The sequence below is a fragment of the Pseudomonas sp. RA_5y_Pfl1_P24 genome, from assembly GCF_963970945.1.
Taxonomy (GTDB): Bacteria; Pseudomonadota; Gammaproteobacteria; order Pseudomonadales; family Pseudomonadaceae; genus Aquipseudomonas; species Aquipseudomonas tritici.
In genome coordinates this window covers 163,828-181,360 of record NZ_CAXAOJ010000003.1, presented here as the reverse complement: position 1 = coordinate 181,360, position 17,533 = coordinate 163,828, and the positions used below count along the sequence as shown (strand labels likewise).

The following is a 17,533-nucleotide window of genomic DNA, read 5'->3' as shown; positions in this document are numbered from 1 at the left end:
CATGAAAGGCGCATCGCTTCGTCATCAGCCCCCACAAGCACCGAACCGCAAGCCGGTGCCTCGGGGTGCCAGCCGAATGGTGGCTAAAGAGCCGATGTCGGCGCGCCTGCCGAAAGCCAATTTTGGTTTCCTCAAGGCGCTGTTCTGGCCGGTGCTGCTGGTGGTGTTGGGTTTTGGCACTTACGAGGGCGCACAGCGTCTACTGCCGTACGCCGACCGGCCGATCACCAAGATCAGTGTGCAGGGCGACTTGAGCTACATCAGCCAGCAAGCGGTACAGCAGCGTATTGGCCCGTACCTGGCGGCGAGCTTCTTTACCATCGACCTGGCCGGAATGCGCGCGGAGCTGGAACAGATGCCGTGGATCGCCCACGCCGAAGTCCGCCGTGTATGGCCGGACCAGGTAACGATCCGCCTGGAAGAACAACTGCCCGTGGCCCGTTGGGGTGATGAAGCACTGTTGAACAACCAGGGCCAGGCGTTCACCCCGCGAGAGCTGGCCAACTACGAGCACCTGCCGCAGTTGTTCGGGCCGCAGCGGGCGCAGCAGCAAGTGATGCAGCAGTACCAGGCCTTGAGCCAGATGCTGCGGCCACTGGGCTTCTCCATTGCACGCCTGGAACTGCGTGAACGGGGCAGCTGGTTTTTGACGACCGGGGCTGGCAGTTCCGGCCCGGGCATCCAGTTGTTGCTGGGACGCGACCACTTGGTGGAAAAGATGCGCCGCTTCATTGCCATCTATGACAAGACCTTGAAAGAACAGATTACGAACATTGCGAGCGTCGACCTGCGTTACGCCAACGGCCTTGCCGTCGGCTGGCGTGAACCGGCTGCGCCCACGGCAGCGCAACCCGCTGTCGCGAAGAATTAAGAAGAGGCAGGACCCATGGCAAACGTGCAAAGCGGCAAAATGATCGTCGGTCTCGATATCGGCACCTCCAAAGTGGTGGCGCTGGTGGGCGAGGTCGGGGAAGACGGCACGATCGAAATCGTCGGTATTGGCACGCATCCGTCCCGTGGCCTGAAGAAGGGCGTGGTGGTGAACATCGAGTCCACCGTGCAATCGATCCAGCGCGCTATCGAAGAAGCGCAGCTGATGGCCGGTTGCCGGATCCATTCGGCGTTTGTCGGCGTGGCGGGCAACCATATCCGCAGCTTGAACTCCCACGGCATCGTGGCGATTCGCGACCGCGAAGTCAGCTCGGCTGACCTTGAGCGTGTACTCGACGCTGCCCAGGCCGTGGCGATTCCGGCTGACCAGCGCGTGCTGCACACCCTGCCGCAGGACTACGTGATCGATAACCAGGAAGGCGTTCGTGAGCCTCTGGGCATGTCGGGCGTGCGCCTGGAAGCCAAGGTCCACGTGGTGACCTGCGCCGTCAACGCTGCACAAAACATTGAGAAATGCGTGCGCCGCTGTGGCCTGGAAATCGACGACATCATTCTCGAGCAACTGGCCTCGGCCTACTCGGTACTGACCGACGATGAAAAAGAACTGGGCGTATGCCTGGTCGACATCGGCGGCGGCACCACCGACATCGCGATCTTCACCGAGGGTGCGATCCGTCACACCGCCGTGATCCCGATTGCCGGCGACCAGGTGACCAACGACATCGCCATGGCGCTGCGTACACCGACCCAGTACGCCGAAGAAATCAAGATCCGCTACGCCTGCGCCCTGGCCAAGCTGGCCGGTGCCGGCGAGACCATCAAAGTGCCAAGCGTGGGCGACCGTCCACCGCGCGAATTGTCGCGTCAGGCCCTGGCCGAAGTGGTCGAGCCGCGCTACGACGAGCTGTTCACCCTGATCCAGGCTGAACTGCGTCGCAGCGGCTACGAAGATTTGATCCCGGCCGGCATCGTGCTGACCGGTGGTACCTCGAAGATGGAAGGCGCGGTCGAACTGGCCGAGGAAATCTTCCACATGCCCGTCCGCCTGGGCTTGCCCCATGGCGTCAAAGGCCTGGGCGACGTGGTACGCAACCCGATTTATTCCACCGGTGTGGGCTTGCTGTTGTACGGGCTGCAAAAGCAGGCCGACGGCATTTCCTTGTCGGGCCCGAGCAACCGTGACAGTTACCGCGGCGACGACGAGGCGAAAGCGCCGTTGTTCGAGCGTTTGCAGGCATGGGTCAAGGGCAACTTCTAAAGAAGTAGCTTCAAGCGGCAAGTTACAAGCTTCAAGTAACACGCTTCAAGCTTGCAGCTAATAGCTTGCAACTTGTAGCTGATGTAAAGCAGTAGGCGAAAAAACTAGAGAAAATGAAAGGAGAGGGAACATGTTCGAACTCGTAGACAACATCCCCGCTAGCCCGGTCATCAAAGTGATCGGTGTCGGCGGTGGCGGCGGTAACGCTGTGAACCATATGGTCAAGAGCAACATTGAAGGCGTTGAATTCATCTGCGCCAACACTGATGCCCAGGCGCTGAAAAGCATCGGCGCGCGGACCATCCTGCAATTGGGCACAGCCGTGACCAAAGGCCTCGGCGCTGGCGCCAATCCGGAAGTCGGCCGTCAAGCCGCGCTGGAAGACCGTGAGCGTATTGCTGAAGTGCTGCAAGGCACCAACATGGTGTTCATCACCACCGGCATGGGCGGCGGTACCGGTACCGGTGCTGCGCCGATCATTGCCGAAGTGGCCAAGGAAATGGGCATTCTGACGGTGGCTGTCGTCACCCGTCCGTTCCCGTTCGAAGGTCGCAAGCGCATGCAGATCGCCGACGAAGGCATCCGTCTGCTGTCTGAAAGCGTCGACTCGTTGATCACCATTCCCAACGAGAAGCTGCTGACCATCCTGGGCAAGGACGCAAGCCTGCTGTCCGCGTTCGCCAAGGCTGACGATGTACTGGCCGGTGCCGTTCGCGGTATCTCCGACATCATCAAGCGCCCAGGCATGATCAACGTCGACTTTGCCGACGTACGCACTGTCATGAGCGAAATGGGCATGGCGATGATGGGCACTGGCTGCGCCAGCGGTCCGAACCGTGCACGTGAAGCGACTGAGGCGGCCATCCGCAACCCGTTGCTCGAAGACGTGAACCTGCAAGGCGCACGCGGCATTCTGGTGAACATCACCGCCGGTCCTGACCTGTCCCTGGGTGAGTACTCCGACGTGGGTAGCATCATCGAAGCCTTCGCTTCCGAGCACGCGATGGTCAAAGTCGGTACCGTTATCGATCCAGACATGCGTGATGAATTGCACGTGACCGTGGTTGCGACCGGCCTGGGCGCTAAAATCGAGAAGCCTGTAAAGGTGATCGACAATACCGTTCATACCAGCCACAACAGCCAAGCGGCTGCTGCTCCAGCGCCTTCGCGCCAGGAACTGCCGTCGGTGAACTACCGTGATCTGGACCGTCCGACCGTGATGCGCAACCAGGCTCAGGCCGGTGCTGCTGCGTCCCGTAGCCCGAATCCGCAAGATGATCTGGACTATCTGGACATCCCGGCATTTTTGCGTCGTCAGGCCGATTGATGGAATGTATCAGGGCTATGAAGGTGATTGGTGTTCAGCAAAGGTCTGGTCTGCTATTATCGCCAGCCTTTGTTGATACCAGTTCGCAATTTGCGCTCAAGCGGTCCAAGCCATGATTAAACAACGCACCCTGAAGAATATTATCCGTGCCACAGGTGTAGGTCTGCACTCCGGGGAGAAGGTATACCTGACCCTCAAACCTGCACCTGTCGACACCGGCATCGTGTTTGTTCGTGCCGACCTGGACCCTGTGGTGCAGATTCCTGCTCGCGCGGAAAACGTTGGCGAAACCACGATGTCGACCACATTGGTCAACGGTGACGTCAAAGTGGACACGGTGGAGCACTTGCTCTCGGCCATGGCTGGCCTGGGCATCGATAACGCCTACGTCGAGCTCTCCGCGTCCGAAGTCCCGATCATGGATGGCAGCGCTGGACCCTTCGTATTCTTGATTCAATCTGCCGGCCTGGAAGAACAGGACGCAGCCAAGAAGTTCATTCGCATTCTGCGGGAAGTGACAGTAGAAGACGGCGACAAGCGCGCCACCTTCGTCCCGTTCGAAGGCTTTAAAGTGAGCTTTGAGATCGATTTCGATCACCCGGTATTCCGTGACCGCACACAAAGTGCAAGCGTGGATTTTTCCAGCACTTCGTTCGTAAAAGAAGTCAGCCGCGCCCGTACCTTTGGTTTCATGAGTGACATCGAGTACCTGCGCAAGCACAACCTCGCACTCGGCGGCAGCGTTGAAAACGCCATTGTGGTCGACGCGGATGGTGTACTGAACGAAGACGGCCTTCGCTACGAAGACGAATTTGTGAAGCACAAGATCCTCGATGCAATCGGTGACCTCTACCTGCTGGGCAATAGCCTGATAGGCGAGTTCAAAGGCTTCAAGTCGGGCCATGCCCTTAACAACCAGCTGCTGCGCAAGTTGATTGAGCAGACAGATGCTTGGGAAGTTGTGACCTTCGAAGATGCCAGCACCGCACCGATCTCTTACATGCGTCCCGTCGCGGCGGTGTAAGTAACAACTCTCTTTCTTTAGTTTTGAAAGGCTGCCTTTGGGTAGCCTTTTTTTATGTGCGCTGTTTCTGAGAGCAAAGCAACTCGAATGTGGGGCTGTCGAGCCCCAGCGGGGCTGCGGTGGGATCACCTCAGTGTGCCTGCAGTAACGAGTCGTCTGCATCCCAGGCGAGCCAGCTCCCACATTGACCGGGCTCACACATCCCGCAGGGATGCAGCATCCACAATTCTATTGCGCCCACTGTGCTTGGCCTCATACAGCGCCCGATCCGCACTCAACAACAACGCCTCCAGCGACATGTGACTGCGCTTGTCCCAAGTGCTCACGCCGATACTCACGGTAATCGGCCGCTCATCCCCTGCCACCCGTGGCAAATGCTCGATGCTGCTGCGGATGTGCTCGGCAATCACCCTGGCGCCCTTGGCATCGGTATGCGGCAGCACCACTGCAAACTCTTCTCCACCATAGCGCGCGGCCAGGTCGCCAGGGCGACGGATGTTGCTGACGATCACTTGGGCCACGGTGCGCAACGCTTCGTCCCCACCGTGATGGCCGTGGCGGTCGTTGAAGGCTTTGAAGTGGTCTACGTCAATCATCAGCACCGTCAGTGGCTCGGCCGAGCGCTGGGCGCGCTCCCATTCCAGGCGCAGGCGTTCGTCGAGGATACGGCGGTTGGCCAGGCCGGTCAGGGCATCGGTGGCTGCCAGTTCTGACAGTACACGTTCAGCGCGATAACGGCGCCGCAGTTCCCGGCGCAGCATCCAGGTCAGCCATAACACGCCAATACAAAGGATGCCGGTGGCCCCACTGGTGAGCAGCGCGGCGCGCTTCCATGGCGCGAGCACGTCTTGGCTGGACAGCGCCACCACCACGATCAGCGGCAATGCCCCGACATTAGTGAACGTATACAGGCGCTCCTTGCCGTTGATGGTCGAGATGGCCTGAAAACTCCCGCTGCCTTCATCGAGCATGCGTTTGAAGTTCGGACGATCGCTCAGGTCCTTGTCAATCATGTCGCGCTCCAGCAGTGGTTGCTGGGCTAACAGAATGCCGCGGTTGTTGAGCAGGTTGACCGAGCTGCCGTTGCCGATCGTCAGGCGACTGAACAGTTGGTCGAAATAAGCCAGGCGCATGGTCGCTACCGCTACGCCGGCAAACTCGCCATTGGGGCCGGATACGCGCCGGCTGAATGCAATGCGCCACACTTGATCGCAGTGACAGTGGATGCGGAATGGACGACTGATGGACAACCCCGTTTGCTCAGCGTTTTTGTGTGCCAGGAAATAGTCACGGCTGGCGAAATTACGCGGTGTCGGCGTGAGTGTCGATGAGTCTGCGATCACTGAACCATTGGCATCCAACAGCAGGACCTCGCCTTTGAAAGGCGCGGCGATGGATTGATCAAACTGCACCAGGTGCTGAATGACCGCCGATGCCTGGGACAAGTCCTGACGCTGCCTGGCAGTGATCAATCCCTGCAAGGCAAAGTCATAGAGTTCGACGTTACGCAACACGTCGGCGTTGATCAGTTGTGTGATGTTGCTCGTCGAGCGTTGAGCGGCCTGCAAGGTGCTGGCGTGTTCACGAATCAACAGCGCCGCGACAATGATCACAATCAGGGTCACGGTGAAACCGCTGCCCAGAATCAGTAACAGCTCCGGGCGCGCAGGCAGGGTACGAGTGCGGCGTTGGCTCATCGCGCAGGCTTCAGCAGGGAAAATACTGGCAGTTTAGCTCTACCCGATGAAAATCAAATAATCGCCGCGAAAGAAATGAGAGTGTCAGAACACGTTGATCGGATAGTCGACGATCACCCGATATTCATCCACATCCCGATCCACCGCTGAGTAACCGTTGCTGCCCCGGTTGACCGCCCATTGCAGGCGCAATGCCAAGTCCTTGGCCTTGCCGCCCTGTACCACGTATTTCACATCGATATCCCGTTCCCAATGCTTGGCGTTCTTACCGTCAGCGCTGTACCAGGCGCTGTAGCCACGGCTTTGCGGATCGACCTTGGTCAGGTCGGTCTTGCCGCTGATATAGGACACGGCCGTGCTCAGGCCGGGTAGGCCCAGGCCGCCGAAGTCATAGGCGTACTTGAGCTTCCACGAGCGTTCGTTGGGGCCGTTGAAGTCGGAGTATTGCTGGGAGTTGTCCAGGTACACACTATCGCCCTGGGCAATGTAGTCGAACGGCGTGTTGCCATTGACTCGCTGGTAGGCGGCGGTGACGCTGTGATGACCCGCGTTCACGGTGAAATGCAGGCTGTAAGTATTGTTATCAATATCTCCCAGCAGCGACTGCCCGGTGTCCTGAGTGTGATAGTAGTGCAGGCCGGGGTTGAGACTGATCATCTCGTTCACCACGTAGGTGTAATCCAGGTCGTAGTAGTACTGGTTCCACACGTCCTTGAGTTCTGAGGCGTAGAGGTTGCTGGTCAGCCCATCGATGCCGCTGAACGACATGCCTGCCCAGTTCATGTGCTGGCTGTCCGCGTTGTTCGGCAGAGCGCCGTAGCTGGTGCCGATGCGCCGGTGGCCGCTCTGGTTATAAAGCTTGGTGAAGCTGGCCTGGCCACCTTCGAACATCCAGCCATCCAGGCTGTGGTTGGCCAGGCTCACACCGCGGAAGGTCTGTGGCAGCATGCGCGTCATGCCGCCGGCGATCACCGGGTTATTCAGAAACAGGTCGCCGGCTTTCAGCTCGGTATCGAACGCACGCATTTTCAAGGTGCCACCGGCTGTGGAAAACGAGCCGGGTGCCTTGCCGTTGCCGCTGCCGTAGGGAAGGATGCTGGAGCCATCAGTGCCGCCACCGCCGTCGAGCTTGAGGCCAAGCATGGCCTGAGCGTCCAGGCCGAAGCCGACAGTGCCCTGGGTGTAGCCGGATTCAAAAGTGCCAATGAAACCCTGGCCCCATTCTTTGCTGTCATCGGTGTGGATGTCGCGCCGGTCGCGGTTCATGTAGTAATTGCGGGCGTTTAGCGTGAGGCTGGAACCTTCGACAAAGCCATCGGCAGGGGGAGTGTCTGCCGCATGGGCGAGAGGGGCAATCGTTGCTGCAATCGCGAGGAATAACGGGGTGAACGTCAGCGAGTTCTTCACCGGTGGAGCTCCTTTGGTCAATCTGGAACGGCCAATGTCGTGGGGGTGTGCCTGGCCTTTTTTACGGCAAAAAAAAGCCGCTGAAGTCAGCGGCTTTAAGACAGATTCCCAGTATAGAGCCCTGGAAATAAGTCGAGGGAAATTCGGGTAAGCGCAAGCTGCCTTTGCCGTCGCGCTCATCGATGCGTCAAATTAACGCAGGTGAGCGGTACGATACAGAGTGTAACAAGATAATGACTGTTGCCCAAACTGCAACAGTCGGGCTGCCTGATCTCTCTCTCTGATGTACATCGAACAAACTGTGGGAGCGGGCTACACGGGAAGGGTGATGCCGAAGGTATTGCCACCGTGCTTGCTGCGCACAAACACATCGCCGCCGTGCATCAGCGCAATCGCCTTGACGATGGCCAGGCCCAGTCCATGATTCGCGCCGCTGTTGCTGCGTGACGCATCCACCCGATAAAAGCTTTCGATCAGCTTGGTGGCCTTGCTGCTCTGGTCTGCGCTGGCGAGGAAGAGCATGTCATTGATGATCGAGCGCAGGCGCTCCAGCTCTTCGAGGTTGGATTGCAGTACCTCGAAATAATGCTCGGTCGAACGCCCTCGGGTCAGCGCCACCTGGGTCTGGCCGATAAGATTGGTCAGTGGCGAACGCAGCTCGCGGCATCGACGGTGTAGCGCTGTTCTGTCAGGCCGCGGTGCAGGTAGTCCGCGGTTTTTTCTTCGTCTTCAATAATCAGGACGCGCATGAGCCTTTTGCTCTAGGGCGGGGCCCCAGCCTCAATGTGTGGTCGCCAACGCAGGTGTTGGTTTGGGCCTGTGAAAAAACTTCTCAAGGTACAAGTATATGACCGGCGTGGTGAACAGCGTCAGCGCCTGGCTGACCAGCAGCCCGCCGACCACCGAGATGCCCAGCGGCTGGCGCAGCTCCGCACCGGCGCCATAGCCGAGCATCAGCGGCAGGGCGCCGAGCAGCGCGGCCAAGGACGTCATGATGATCGGTCGGAACCGTGTGATGCAGGCTTCGAAGATCGCATCCTGCGGTGACAACCCACGCGTGCGCTGGGCGTCCAGCGCGAAGTCGATCAGCAGGATACCGTTCTTCTTGACGATGCCGATCAACAGCACCAGGCCGATCAGCGCCATGATCGAGAAATCCTGGCCCAACAGCCACAGCATGACCAGCGCACCCAGGCCTGCCGAGGGCAACGTCGAGATGATCGTCAGCGGGTGCACGAAGCTCTCATACAGCACGCCGAGAATGATATAGACCGCCACCAATGCCGCAAGGATCAGCCACGGCTGGCTGGCCAGCGAACTCTGAAAGGCCTGCGCCGCACCCTGGAAATTGCCGATGATCGAAGCCGGCATGCCGATCTCGTTTTTAGCCTGGTTGAGCAGAATCACCGCATCACCCAACGCAATACCGGGCGCCAGGTTGAACGACAGGTTGGCGGCCGGGAACATGCCGTGGTGGCTGATGGAAAGCGGCCCAACAGTGGGCGCTTCGACGCGCGCCAATGCCGACAGCGGCACCATTTCATTGGTCAGCGGCGAACGCAGGTAGAAGTAATTCAGGCTTTCGGCCTTGCCGCGCTGTTGGGTGTCCAATTCCAGTACCACTTGGTATTGGTTGATTTCGGTCTGGAACTCATTGACCTGGCGTTGGCCGAAGGCGTCATACAGCGCCTGATCGACGTCGGTGGCGGTGAGCCCGAACCGTGCGGCAGCGCGGCGATCGATCGTGATGTGGGTGATGCTGCCGCCCAGTTGCAGGTCATTGGATATGTCGCGGAACGCCGGAATGGAACGCAGTTTTTCGGTCAGGCGTTGGGTCCAGGTATTCAGCGTCGCGCCGTCGCTACTTTTGAGCACGTACTGATATTGACTACGACTTGGGCCGGAGCTGAGGTTGATGTCCTGGCCCGCGCGCAGGTACAACACGATGCCAGGCACCTTGGCCAGCTTGGGTCGGATGCGGTCGATGAATTGGCTGGCGGACACATCCCGATCACCTCGGGGTACGAGGGAAATCCAGAAGCGCCCGTTGGCGATGGTCTGGTTGCTACCGGTTACACCGACGGAGTGGGAGAACGCTCGCACAGCCGGATCATTCTTCATGATTTGCGCCAGCGCCTTGTGCTTGGCGACTATGTCCGGGTAAGACACGTCCGCCGCCGCCTCGCTGGTGCCGAGGATAAAACCGGTGTCCTGCACCGGAAAGAAACCCTTGGGGATAAACACATAGCCGGCCACGGCCAGCGCCAGGGTCAGCATGAAGATGCCAGCCATGGTGCGCTGGTGGGCCAGGGCGCGGCGCAAGGTTCTTTCGTAGGCTGCCAGCAGTCTTTCACCAAAGCCGGGTTTGTCATGCGCGCGGTGGTTCGGTGCATTCATGAACAATGCCGCCAGGGTCGGCGCCAGCGTCAGGGACACCACGACGGAAATCAGGACGGTCGACGTGGCAGTCAAGGCAAACTCCTTGAACAGCCTGCCGACTACGCCGCCCATGAACAGCAGCGGAATAAAGGCGGCCACCAGGGACACACTGATAGACACCACGGTAAAGCCAATTTCACTGGCCCCCTTGATCGCCGCCTCGCGCTTGTCCATACCGGTCTCAAGATGGCGATGGATGTTCTCCACCACCACAATCGCATCGTCCACCACAAAGCCTACGGCCACCACGATGGCTACGAGGGTCAGGTTGTTCAGGCTGAAGCCCAGCACGTACATCAGTGCAAAACTCGCGATCAACGATACGCCCAGCACGCTGGAGACAATCATGGTTGCCGACCATTGGCGCAGGAAAATCGCCATCACCCCGACCACCAGCAATACGGCGATCAACAAGGTCATTTCCACTTCGTGCAGCGAGGCACGGATGGTGGTGGTACGGTCCATCAGCACGCTGACCTGCACCGATGCCGGCAGCATGGCCTCCAGCCGTGGTAATTCGGCCTGGATGCGCTCCACGGTCTCGACGATGTTGGCGCCGGGCTGGCGGGTAATTACCAGGTTAACGCCAGGCGTGTCGACGGCCCACGCCTGAACGTAGGCGTTTTCCGATCCGCTGACGACTTTGGCGACGTCGCGCAGTTGAACAGGGGCGCCATCCTTGTAGGAGACGATCAAGTCGCCGTATTCATCTGGGTGAAATAGCTGATCGTTGGTTGCCAGGGTCGAGACGCTGTTTTTGCCGTATAGCGCCCCTTTGGCCAGGTTGAGGCTGGATCGCTGGATCGCCAGGCGGATGTCGGCCAAGGTCAGGCCGATGGCGGCGAGCTTATCGGGAGAAGCCTGCACGCGAATCGCCGGGCGCTGCTGGCCGGTGATGTTGATCTGGCCTACGCCGTCGAGCTGGCTGATCTGGCGTGCCAACAAGGTTTCGACCAAATCACTCAGTTCAGTGCCGGGCATGTCGTGGGAGCTGACACTGACGATCAGAATCGGACTGTCCGCCGGGTTTACCTTGCGCCAGGTCGGCAGACTCGGCATATCGCTCGGCAGTTTGCCGGCAGCGGTATTGATAGCTGCCTGCACTTCCTGCGCAGCCGTATCGATGCTTTTATCGAGGGTGAATTGCAGGGTCAGCAGAGTGGAGCCCAAGGCACTGCTGGAGGTCATCTGAGTCATGCCAGGGATTGCGCTGAACTGCACTTCCAGCGGGGTCGCAATCGACGATGCCATGGTGTCGGGGCTGGCGCCTGGTAACTGTGCGGTCACCTGAATGGTGGGAAACTCAGCCTGTGGCAGTGGGGCGATGGGTAATTTTGGAAAGGCAATCAGCCCGAGCAGCACCAGGGCGAAGGTGAGCAGCAGGGTGGCGACCGGGCGGTCGATGCACCAGGCGGAAATCGAGCCCCGGGATGTCGTCATGGCTGCACCTTGACGTCAGCGGTCTGGATCACTTGGGGTGGTTCTTTGAGAACCTCTATCTTGGCGCCCGCCTTGAGCCGCGACTGACCATCGCTGACCAGCACATCGCCCGCCTGGATGCCCTTGAGAATGTTGCGTTCACTGTCCTGATACACCACTTGCACCGGCACGATTTCAACCTTGTCACCGTTGACGCGGTACACAAAGTGCGAGTCCAGGCCGCGCTGCACCACGCTTGGCGGAACCGCCAGGGCGTTGCGGTCGAGGGCGGTCTGGAGCTTGATCGTCACCAGTTGGCCCGGCCAGAGTTTCTGTGTGCTGTTGCTGAATTCGGCCTTGGCGCGGAGGGTGCCGGTGGTACTGCTGATCTGGTTGTCGATCAGGCTCAGGCGGCCCTGGCCCAGCAGGTCGGCGTTGTCGCCTTCGGTATCGGCACCCAGGTAGGCATCCACGCGGGCGGGATAAGCGGCTGCGATCAGGCCCTGCAACGTCGGTAACATCTGCTGTGGCAGGGAGAATTCGATGCCAATCGGGTCGATCTGGGTGACCGAGAACAGCCCTTGGGCATCGCTCATGCGCAGGAAGTTGCCTTCATCCACACTACGGATACCGACGCGGCCGGTGACGGGCGAGCGAATCTGTGTGTAAGACAGTTGCACCTGGGCCGCGTCGATGGCGGCCTGATTACCCTGTAACGTGGCTTTCAGCTGGTTGACAAGCGCTTGTTGCTGGTCGTAGGTCTGCTTGGAGATACCATCATCAATGCTCAGCTCCTTGTAGCGCTTGAGGTTGACCTGCGCCACGTGCAGTTGCGCCTGGCTTTCGCCCCGTTGTGCCTTGGCCTGGTCGAGGCTGGCACGGATCGAGCGGTCATCGATGCTCGCCAGCAGATCACCAGCCTTGACCAGTTGCCCCTCCTTGACCAGCAATCGAGTGAGGATGCCGTCGATTTGCGGGCGAATGATCACGCTGTGCAACGACAGCACCGAGCCGATTCCGGTCACGTAGCGCGGCAAGTCCTGCTCCACCACCTTCACGACCCTTACCGGCACGGCGGTGGAGGCAACCAGTTTGGGCTTGCCAGGTCGGGTCAGCGCCCAGGCCGCGACAGCCAGAATTGCGAGGACTCCCACGGTCAATACAGTTTTTCTTTTAATGTGCATGCTGTAAGGCGCCAAGGCAGGGGTTGAGGTAGGTGGGAGTATTTATAGCCTGCTGACCCAGTCAGTAAAGTGACCGCTATCTGACAGCTGCGTCAGTTAACTCCTGACCATTCGTACGACGTTGGTCAAAGATCTGAGTCGCACAGGTATACTTCCTATCTATGTGGCCCTTCACCTGGGGCTACATCATTTTCTGCATGCCCCGGAGCTTTCATGAAATCCCCGACACCCCCCTCTGTTGAAGCGGCCGAACTCGTCGATTCGGCCAACGCCGACGGCGTTGAAAAAGCCGAGATCCCGGCGTTCAAGTTTCCCTTCAAACCGGGTGAACTGGGCGGCAGCAAAAGTGACGCCCAGCCCTGGTACAAAAACGGTGCCAAGAACGGCCACACCAAGACCCCTGGCATGGCGCCGCCGGGTACTCGTCGTTCGATGGGTAAACGTTAGGAATAATCTGCAACACGCATTGCAGGATGCTACCTACAGCGCCCGCTGAAATTTCCGCTTGTAGGCCCGCGATCGTTTCTTGAAAGCTTGCACCGCTTCTGTTCTGCCTCGACTTTTTACCGAGGCTGAACAGACGGCGCTCTTTCCGGAAAAGGATGTTTCCTGTGGCCCTGATACAGCTCTGTGTAGCGCTTGCCCTGTTGCTCGCGGTGGATGCCGTTGCTGGCATTGATCAACCGCGACGCGAAATCCGCTTCGCCGTTGCCGCGCAATTCCCCCCCTTCCAGAGCCGTAACCCGAAAGGGCAGTTGGTCGGTCTGAATATCGAGCTGGGCAATGCTTTGTGCCAGGAGTTGAATGCGCGCTGCACCTGGGTCGACCAGGTGTTGGTCGAGAACTTCGAAGACCTTGATGCCCGCCAATTCGATGCAATCATGGGGATCGCGCCCACCCCCAAGCGGCGGCGCTGGGTGAGCTTCAGCGATATCCTCTACCCCTTCACCACGCGCCTGGTCGCGCATCGAACCTCAGGCCTGATGCCAACGACAGCGTCGCTCAAGGGCAAGCGCGTTGGCGTATTGTTGGGCAGCAATCGCGAAGCCTTTGCCCGGTCGCAATGGGCGCGCAACGGGGTGATCATCAAGAGCTTCTGGCTCAACGACGAATTGGTGCGCAGCCTGGTGGCAGGCGATATTGATGCCACTCTGCAGGGCACTGTGGAAATCCGCAACGCCTTGCTCGACACGGTCGCTGGTGCGGATTTCGACTTCCTGGGCCCTGCCGTGTCTGCCGAACTGCTGGGCGAGGGCGTGGCGATTGCACTGCGCAATACCGATACAGCGTTGCGTACTGAGCTTAATCGCGCCCTCGAACACCTTATGCACAACGGCGAGTATCAGCGGATTCTTGCGCCTTATCGGCTGAATGCACCGTGAGCGTCCAACAGGCCCAGCATGCTGGCGTCGCACTGGACGGTGCCAGCCCCAGCCAGTGCGTCACGCAAATCAACGGTCTCGTGTTGAAAGCGCCATCGCTATCGCGGGCAAGCCCGTCTCCCACAGGGGCACGCAGTCTGCTGTGGGAGTCGGGCTTGCCCGCGATGAGGCCGGAACAGTCTAAGCCGCCCGCAACGAAATAAACGCATAGTTGGCCGGCACCTCAGTCGCAACCAGCGCGCCGGCGTCCAGCACCTGTTCGGCGATGTCCAGGCCCGACACATGGAACACCCACTCGCTGGCCACGGGTGGCTGATTCGCTGCGGACTCAAGCGCCTGGCCAAATGCGCCCATGTCCGGCAGGTACGCGGTAAACCCATCCCCCTTGAGCGCCGTGGTCCGTATGCCCAGCAAGGCGCACACCGTTTCCTTGGTCTGCACGTCATCGCGATCGGCCTGACGTGAACGGCGGATCAACTCAGCCAGCTCCAGGTCCATCAACTCACCGCCCACGATCAGCGCAGGGCCCTGTTCCCAGGATTCCGGTGGGCAGTCCTTGGCGGCAGGGTTCAGCGGGATGTGCGGGTTGATCTCCATCGGGTAGATGCGGCACACCAATGGCCGGCGTTCATAGATGCGGCACAGGTTGTCTTCGTCAAGATTCCGGCAGCGTCCGGCGTTGTAGGCGGCAAAGGTGATCGCCACAAACGCCTCGGTGTTACCGCTGGGTACCAACACCGAACGGCGCTCGGCATGTTCGCGTTGCTGCTGGGGCAGGCCCAGGCCATTACCCAGGAACCCTTCCACCAGGACGATGACGTTACCGCCGTCCGCCGCCCACAGGCGGGCCTCGTCGAGTGTCAGGGGCACGTGATGGTCGGTGCAGCATTTACCGCAACCGACGCAGGAAAAGTGAGTGTTCATGGCAGATCTGTCACCAGGCTAGGTCAGAAGGCACGCAGGAACGGTGACGGGTTTTTACCTCTGTTCACCGTTAAGGGACTCTGGAAGCAAGTTATGCGCCAGCGACTGTCAGTCGTCTGCGACCACATCCCGTAGGACAAATACCATGCCCGCGCTTTCATACAGTTGCCGGGCACGCAGGTTGCTCTCCAGCACCTTGAGGTCCACGTAGGGTTCGCCGCGCTGCTTGAATACCTGGAAGCTGTGCAGCAACAACGCACGGCCCACTCCCTGGCCCTGGGCGCAAGGGTGTACGCAAAGGTTCTTGATAAAGGCGCTGGTCCAGCACTGCGCCACGCCGAGAATGCCCTCGCCGTTGCTGGCCACCAGGCACAGCGTGGGGTCGAACTCGGCATCGGTGGTGAATTGGCGCTGCCAGGTTTCCAGGTTGGGAACGCGGCCACCGCCCTGGTCTTGGGTCATGCGCAACACCGCGTGAATCGCCGGGCCGAGGTCTGCGCGGTAATGATCCAACTGTGTATTGGCCGGCCACTGCGGGGCGGGCAGGCTGCGCCTCAGGTCGCGGCGCAGTAGTTGGAAATACTCGGTCACAGACCCTGTTGCGCCACGGTTTGGGCGGCCACTACCAGGCACTTGGTCAGCTCGGGCGAGGAAAACTTGGTCAGCACCGAGTTGGCCCCGGCCAGGCGGGCTTTTTCGCTGTTCATCGCGCTGTCCAGGGAGGTGTGCAGCAACACATACAGGTGCTGGAAGTCCGGGGTTTCACGCAGGGTGCGGGTGAGGGCGTAGCCGTCCATTTCGGACATCTCGATGTCCGACACCACCACATTGATCTGCTCGGCCGTGCCTTGCAGCTCCAGCAGCACATCAATAGCTTCCTTGGCGCTGCGCGCGGTGTGGCAGGTGAGGCCGAGGTTGCGCAGGGTGTGCACCGATTGCTGCAGGGCGACCTGACTGTCGTCGACCACCAGGATCCGCGCATGGCCGAGTACTTCGGCTTCTTCCATGGTCAGGTCGGTAGGCGCCACTTCGACCGGTGCCGGCGCGATACCGTGGATGACTTTTTCGATATCCAGTACCTGCACCAGGCCGCCTTCCACCTGGGTGACCCCGGTGATGAACGCACGGTTACCGCCGGAGCCATAGGGCGGCGGGCGGATGTCGGTGGTCAGGCAATGCACGATCTTGCTCACCGCCTGCACATGCAGGCCCTGCTTGGAACGGCTCACATCCGTGACGATCAGGCAGCCGCCGTTGGGGTCTTCAAGGGGCATTTCGCCTAGGGCACGGCTCAGGTCGATCACTGCCAGCGAGGCACCGCGCAGGGTGGCAATGCCTTTGACGTGCGGGTGAGACTCCGGCAGCTTGGTCAGCGGCGGGCACGGAATGATTTCGCTGACTTTCAGCAGGTTGATGGCCATCAGCTTGCCGCTGCGCAAGGTAAAGAGCAGAAGCGAAAGTGAGTCTGCGCGGGCTTTGGTGGTGGACATAAAAACCTTCTGTGGATCAGGGAGGACGATCTATGGAAGGTTATCGACTTGGGCGCGCCAGGCTTTAACCGTATTTTGTGTGGTACATGGCCCGCTCCCACAGGGGATTTGTGTCAACCCTTCCACACCTGCGGGTTCACCAGGTCCTGCGGACGTTGACCCAGCAGGGCGCTGCGCAGGTTGTCCACCGCACGGTTGGCCATGGCTTCACGGGTTTCATTCGTGGCCGAGCCAATGTGCGGCAGGGTCACGGCATTGCTCAGTTGGAACAGCGGCGACTCGGCCAACGGCTCTTGTTCATACACATCCAGCCCGGCGCCACGGATGCGCTGGGTTTGCAGTGCTTCGATCAGCGCCGGCTCGTCGACCACCGGGCCTCGGGAAATGTTGATCAGGATCGCGCTGGACTTCATCAACCCCAGCTCGCGGGTGCTGATCAGGTGACGGGTCTTGTCGCTCAACGGCACCACCAGGCAGACGAAGTCCGCCTCGGCCAGCAGTTCATCCAGGCTGCGAAATTGCGCGCCCAGTTCCTGCTCCAGCGCCGGCTTGCGGCTGTTGCCGCTGTACAGGACCGGCATGTTGAAACCCAAGCGTCCACGCCGTGCCACGGCCGCGCCGATATTGCCCATGCCGACGATGCCCAGCGTCTTGCCATGCACATCGCAACCGAACAACGGCGCGCCCACGCTGGCTTTCCACTGGCCGGCTTTGGTCCACCCGTCCAACTCGGCCACACGGCGGGCGCTGCTCATCAGCAGGGCGAAGGCCAGGTCGGCGGTGCTTTCGGTGAGGACGTCGGGGGTGTTGGTGAGCATGATCCCGCGCTCGTTGAAGTACGGCACGTCATAGTTGTCGTAACCCACCGACACGCTGGACACCACTTCCAGTTTGCCCGCGCCTTGCAACTGCTCGCGGCCCAGCTTGCGTCCCACGCCGATCAGGCCGTGGGCGTGGGGCAGGGCTTCATTGAATTGAGCGTTGATATCGCCCAGCTTGGGGTTGGGCGCAATCACCTCGAAATCCTGTTGCAGGCGTTCGATCATTTCCGGGGTGACACGGCTGAAGGCGAGGACAGTCTTTTTCATTGC

Annotated in this window: 14 protein-coding genes and 2 pseudogenes; 6 read left to right on the top strand and 10 right to left on the bottom strand. The window is 60.1% G+C overall.

What is annotated here, in order from left to right; genetic code table 11:
- The first annotated feature begins 1 nt into the window (after nucleotide 1).
- The 4 genes from AACY30_RS05505 to lpxC all read left to right on the top strand — a co-directional run bounded on the left by AACY30_RS05505 (nucleotide 2) and on the right by lpxC (nucleotide 4,500).
- The gene (locus AACY30_RS05505) at nucleotides 2-871 is read left to right on the top strand and encodes a cell division protein FtsQ/DivIB (protein WP_339468522.1); all 870 of its coding nucleotides are present in this window, start codon (nucleotides 2-4) and stop codon (nucleotides 869-871) included.
- A 15-nt stretch (nucleotides 872-886) separates the two neighbouring features.
- The gene (gene ftsA, locus AACY30_RS05500; protein WP_339468524.1) at nucleotides 887-2,149 is read left to right on the top strand and encodes a cell division protein FtsA; all 1,263 of its coding nucleotides are present in this window, start codon (nucleotides 887-889) and stop codon (nucleotides 2,147-2,149) included.
- Between the two features lie 130 nt (nucleotides 2,150-2,279).
- On the top strand, nucleotides 2,280-3,476 hold the full coding sequence (gene ftsZ / locus AACY30_RS05495) for a cell division protein FtsZ (protein WP_339468525.1): 1,197 nt from the start codon (nucleotides 2,280-2,282) through the stop codon (nucleotides 3,474-3,476).
- Nucleotides 3,477-3,588: 112 nt separating this feature from the next.
- Nucleotides 3,589-4,500, top strand: a complete 912-nt coding sequence (gene lpxC / locus AACY30_RS05490; protein WP_003171886.1) for a UDP-3-O-acyl-N-acetylglucosamine deacetylase — start codon at nucleotides 3,589-3,591, stop codon at nucleotides 4,498-4,500.
- Between the two features lie 194 nt (nucleotides 4,501-4,694).
- Here the strand turns inward: lpxC and AACY30_RS05485 are convergent, their stop codons facing one another.
- From AACY30_RS05485 to AACY30_RS05460, 6 genes and pseudogenes are all read right to left on the bottom strand, one after another.
- On the bottom strand, nucleotides 4,695-6,197 hold the full coding sequence (locus AACY30_RS05485; RefSeq protein WP_339539977.1) for a GGDEF domain-containing protein: 1,503 nt from the start codon (nucleotides 6,195-6,197) through the stop codon (nucleotides 4,695-4,697).
- An 84-nt stretch (nucleotides 6,198-6,281) separates the two neighbouring features.
- Complete coding sequence (locus AACY30_RS05480; RefSeq protein ID WP_339539976.1) at nucleotides 6,282-7,604, bottom strand: OprD family porin; 1,323 nt, start codon at nucleotides 7,602-7,604, stop codon at nucleotides 6,282-6,284.
- Nucleotides 7,605-7,916: 312 nt separating this feature from the next.
- A pseudogene (locus AACY30_RS05475) lies at nucleotides 7,917-8,264 on the bottom strand (histidine kinase dimerization/phospho-acceptor domain-containing protein); the annotation flags it as partial.
- Nucleotides 8,264-8,353 (bottom strand): annotated as a pseudogene (locus tag AACY30_RS05470) (DNA-binding response regulator); the annotation flags it as partial. The pseudogenes AACY30_RS05470 and AACY30_RS05475, both read right to left, overlap by 1 nt.
- 31 nt (nucleotides 8,354-8,384) lie before the next feature.
- The gene (locus AACY30_RS05465; RefSeq protein WP_339539975.1) at nucleotides 8,385-11,483 is read right to left on the bottom strand and encodes a multidrug efflux RND transporter permease subunit; all 3,099 of its coding nucleotides are present in this window, start codon (nucleotides 11,481-11,483) and stop codon (nucleotides 8,385-8,387) included.
- Nucleotides 11,480-12,646, bottom strand: a complete 1,167-nt coding sequence (locus tag AACY30_RS05460; RefSeq protein ID WP_339468531.1) for an efflux RND transporter periplasmic adaptor subunit — start codon at nucleotides 12,644-12,646, stop codon at nucleotides 11,480-11,482. The genes AACY30_RS05465 and AACY30_RS05460 overlap by 4 nt, the downstream gene beginning before the upstream one ends.
- A 213-nt stretch (nucleotides 12,647-12,859) precedes the next feature.
- Here AACY30_RS05460 and AACY30_RS05455 point away from each other — a divergent pair, with 213 nt between their 5' ends.
- Together AACY30_RS05455 and AACY30_RS05450 are read left to right on the top strand one after the other, a co-directional pair.
- Complete coding sequence (locus AACY30_RS05455; RefSeq protein WP_339417613.1) at nucleotides 12,860-13,093, top strand: hypothetical protein; 234 nt, start codon at nucleotides 12,860-12,862, stop codon at nucleotides 13,091-13,093.
- A gap of 164 nt (nucleotides 13,094-13,257) precedes the next feature.
- Nucleotides 13,258-14,028: a transporter substrate-binding domain-containing protein gene (locus AACY30_RS05450; protein WP_339468533.1), complete on the top strand. Its 771-nt coding sequence runs from the start codon at nucleotides 13,258-13,260 to the stop codon at nucleotides 14,026-14,028.
- Between the two features lie 180 nt (nucleotides 14,029-14,208).
- Here the strand turns inward: AACY30_RS05450 and AACY30_RS05445 are convergent, their stop codons facing one another.
- The 4 genes from AACY30_RS05445 to AACY30_RS05430 form a co-directional block, all read right to left on the bottom strand.
- Complete coding sequence (locus tag AACY30_RS05445; protein WP_339539974.1) at nucleotides 14,209-14,952, bottom strand: YkgJ family cysteine cluster protein; 744 nt, start codon at nucleotides 14,950-14,952, stop codon at nucleotides 14,209-14,211.
- A gap of 108 nt (nucleotides 14,953-15,060) precedes the next feature.
- Nucleotides 15,061-15,543, bottom strand: coding sequence for a GNAT family N-acetyltransferase (locus tag AACY30_RS05440; RefSeq protein ID WP_339539973.1), 483 nt, complete (start codon nucleotides 15,541-15,543; stop codon nucleotides 15,061-15,063).
- Nucleotides 15,540-16,442 carry a chemotaxis protein CheV gene (locus AACY30_RS05435; protein ID WP_339468536.1) on the bottom strand — a complete coding sequence of 301 codons (903 nt, stop codon included), beginning with the start codon at nucleotides 16,440-16,442 and terminating at the stop codon, nucleotides 15,540-15,542. Before AACY30_RS05435 ends, AACY30_RS05440 begins: the two co-directional genes overlap by 4 nt.
- A 113-nt stretch (nucleotides 16,443-16,555) precedes the next feature.
- Entirely contained in the window at nucleotides 16,556-17,530 is a 975-nt protein-coding gene (locus AACY30_RS05430) for a 2-hydroxyacid dehydrogenase (protein ID WP_339539972.1), read from the bottom strand.
- Between the last annotated feature and the right edge of the window lie 3 nt (nucleotides 17,531-17,533).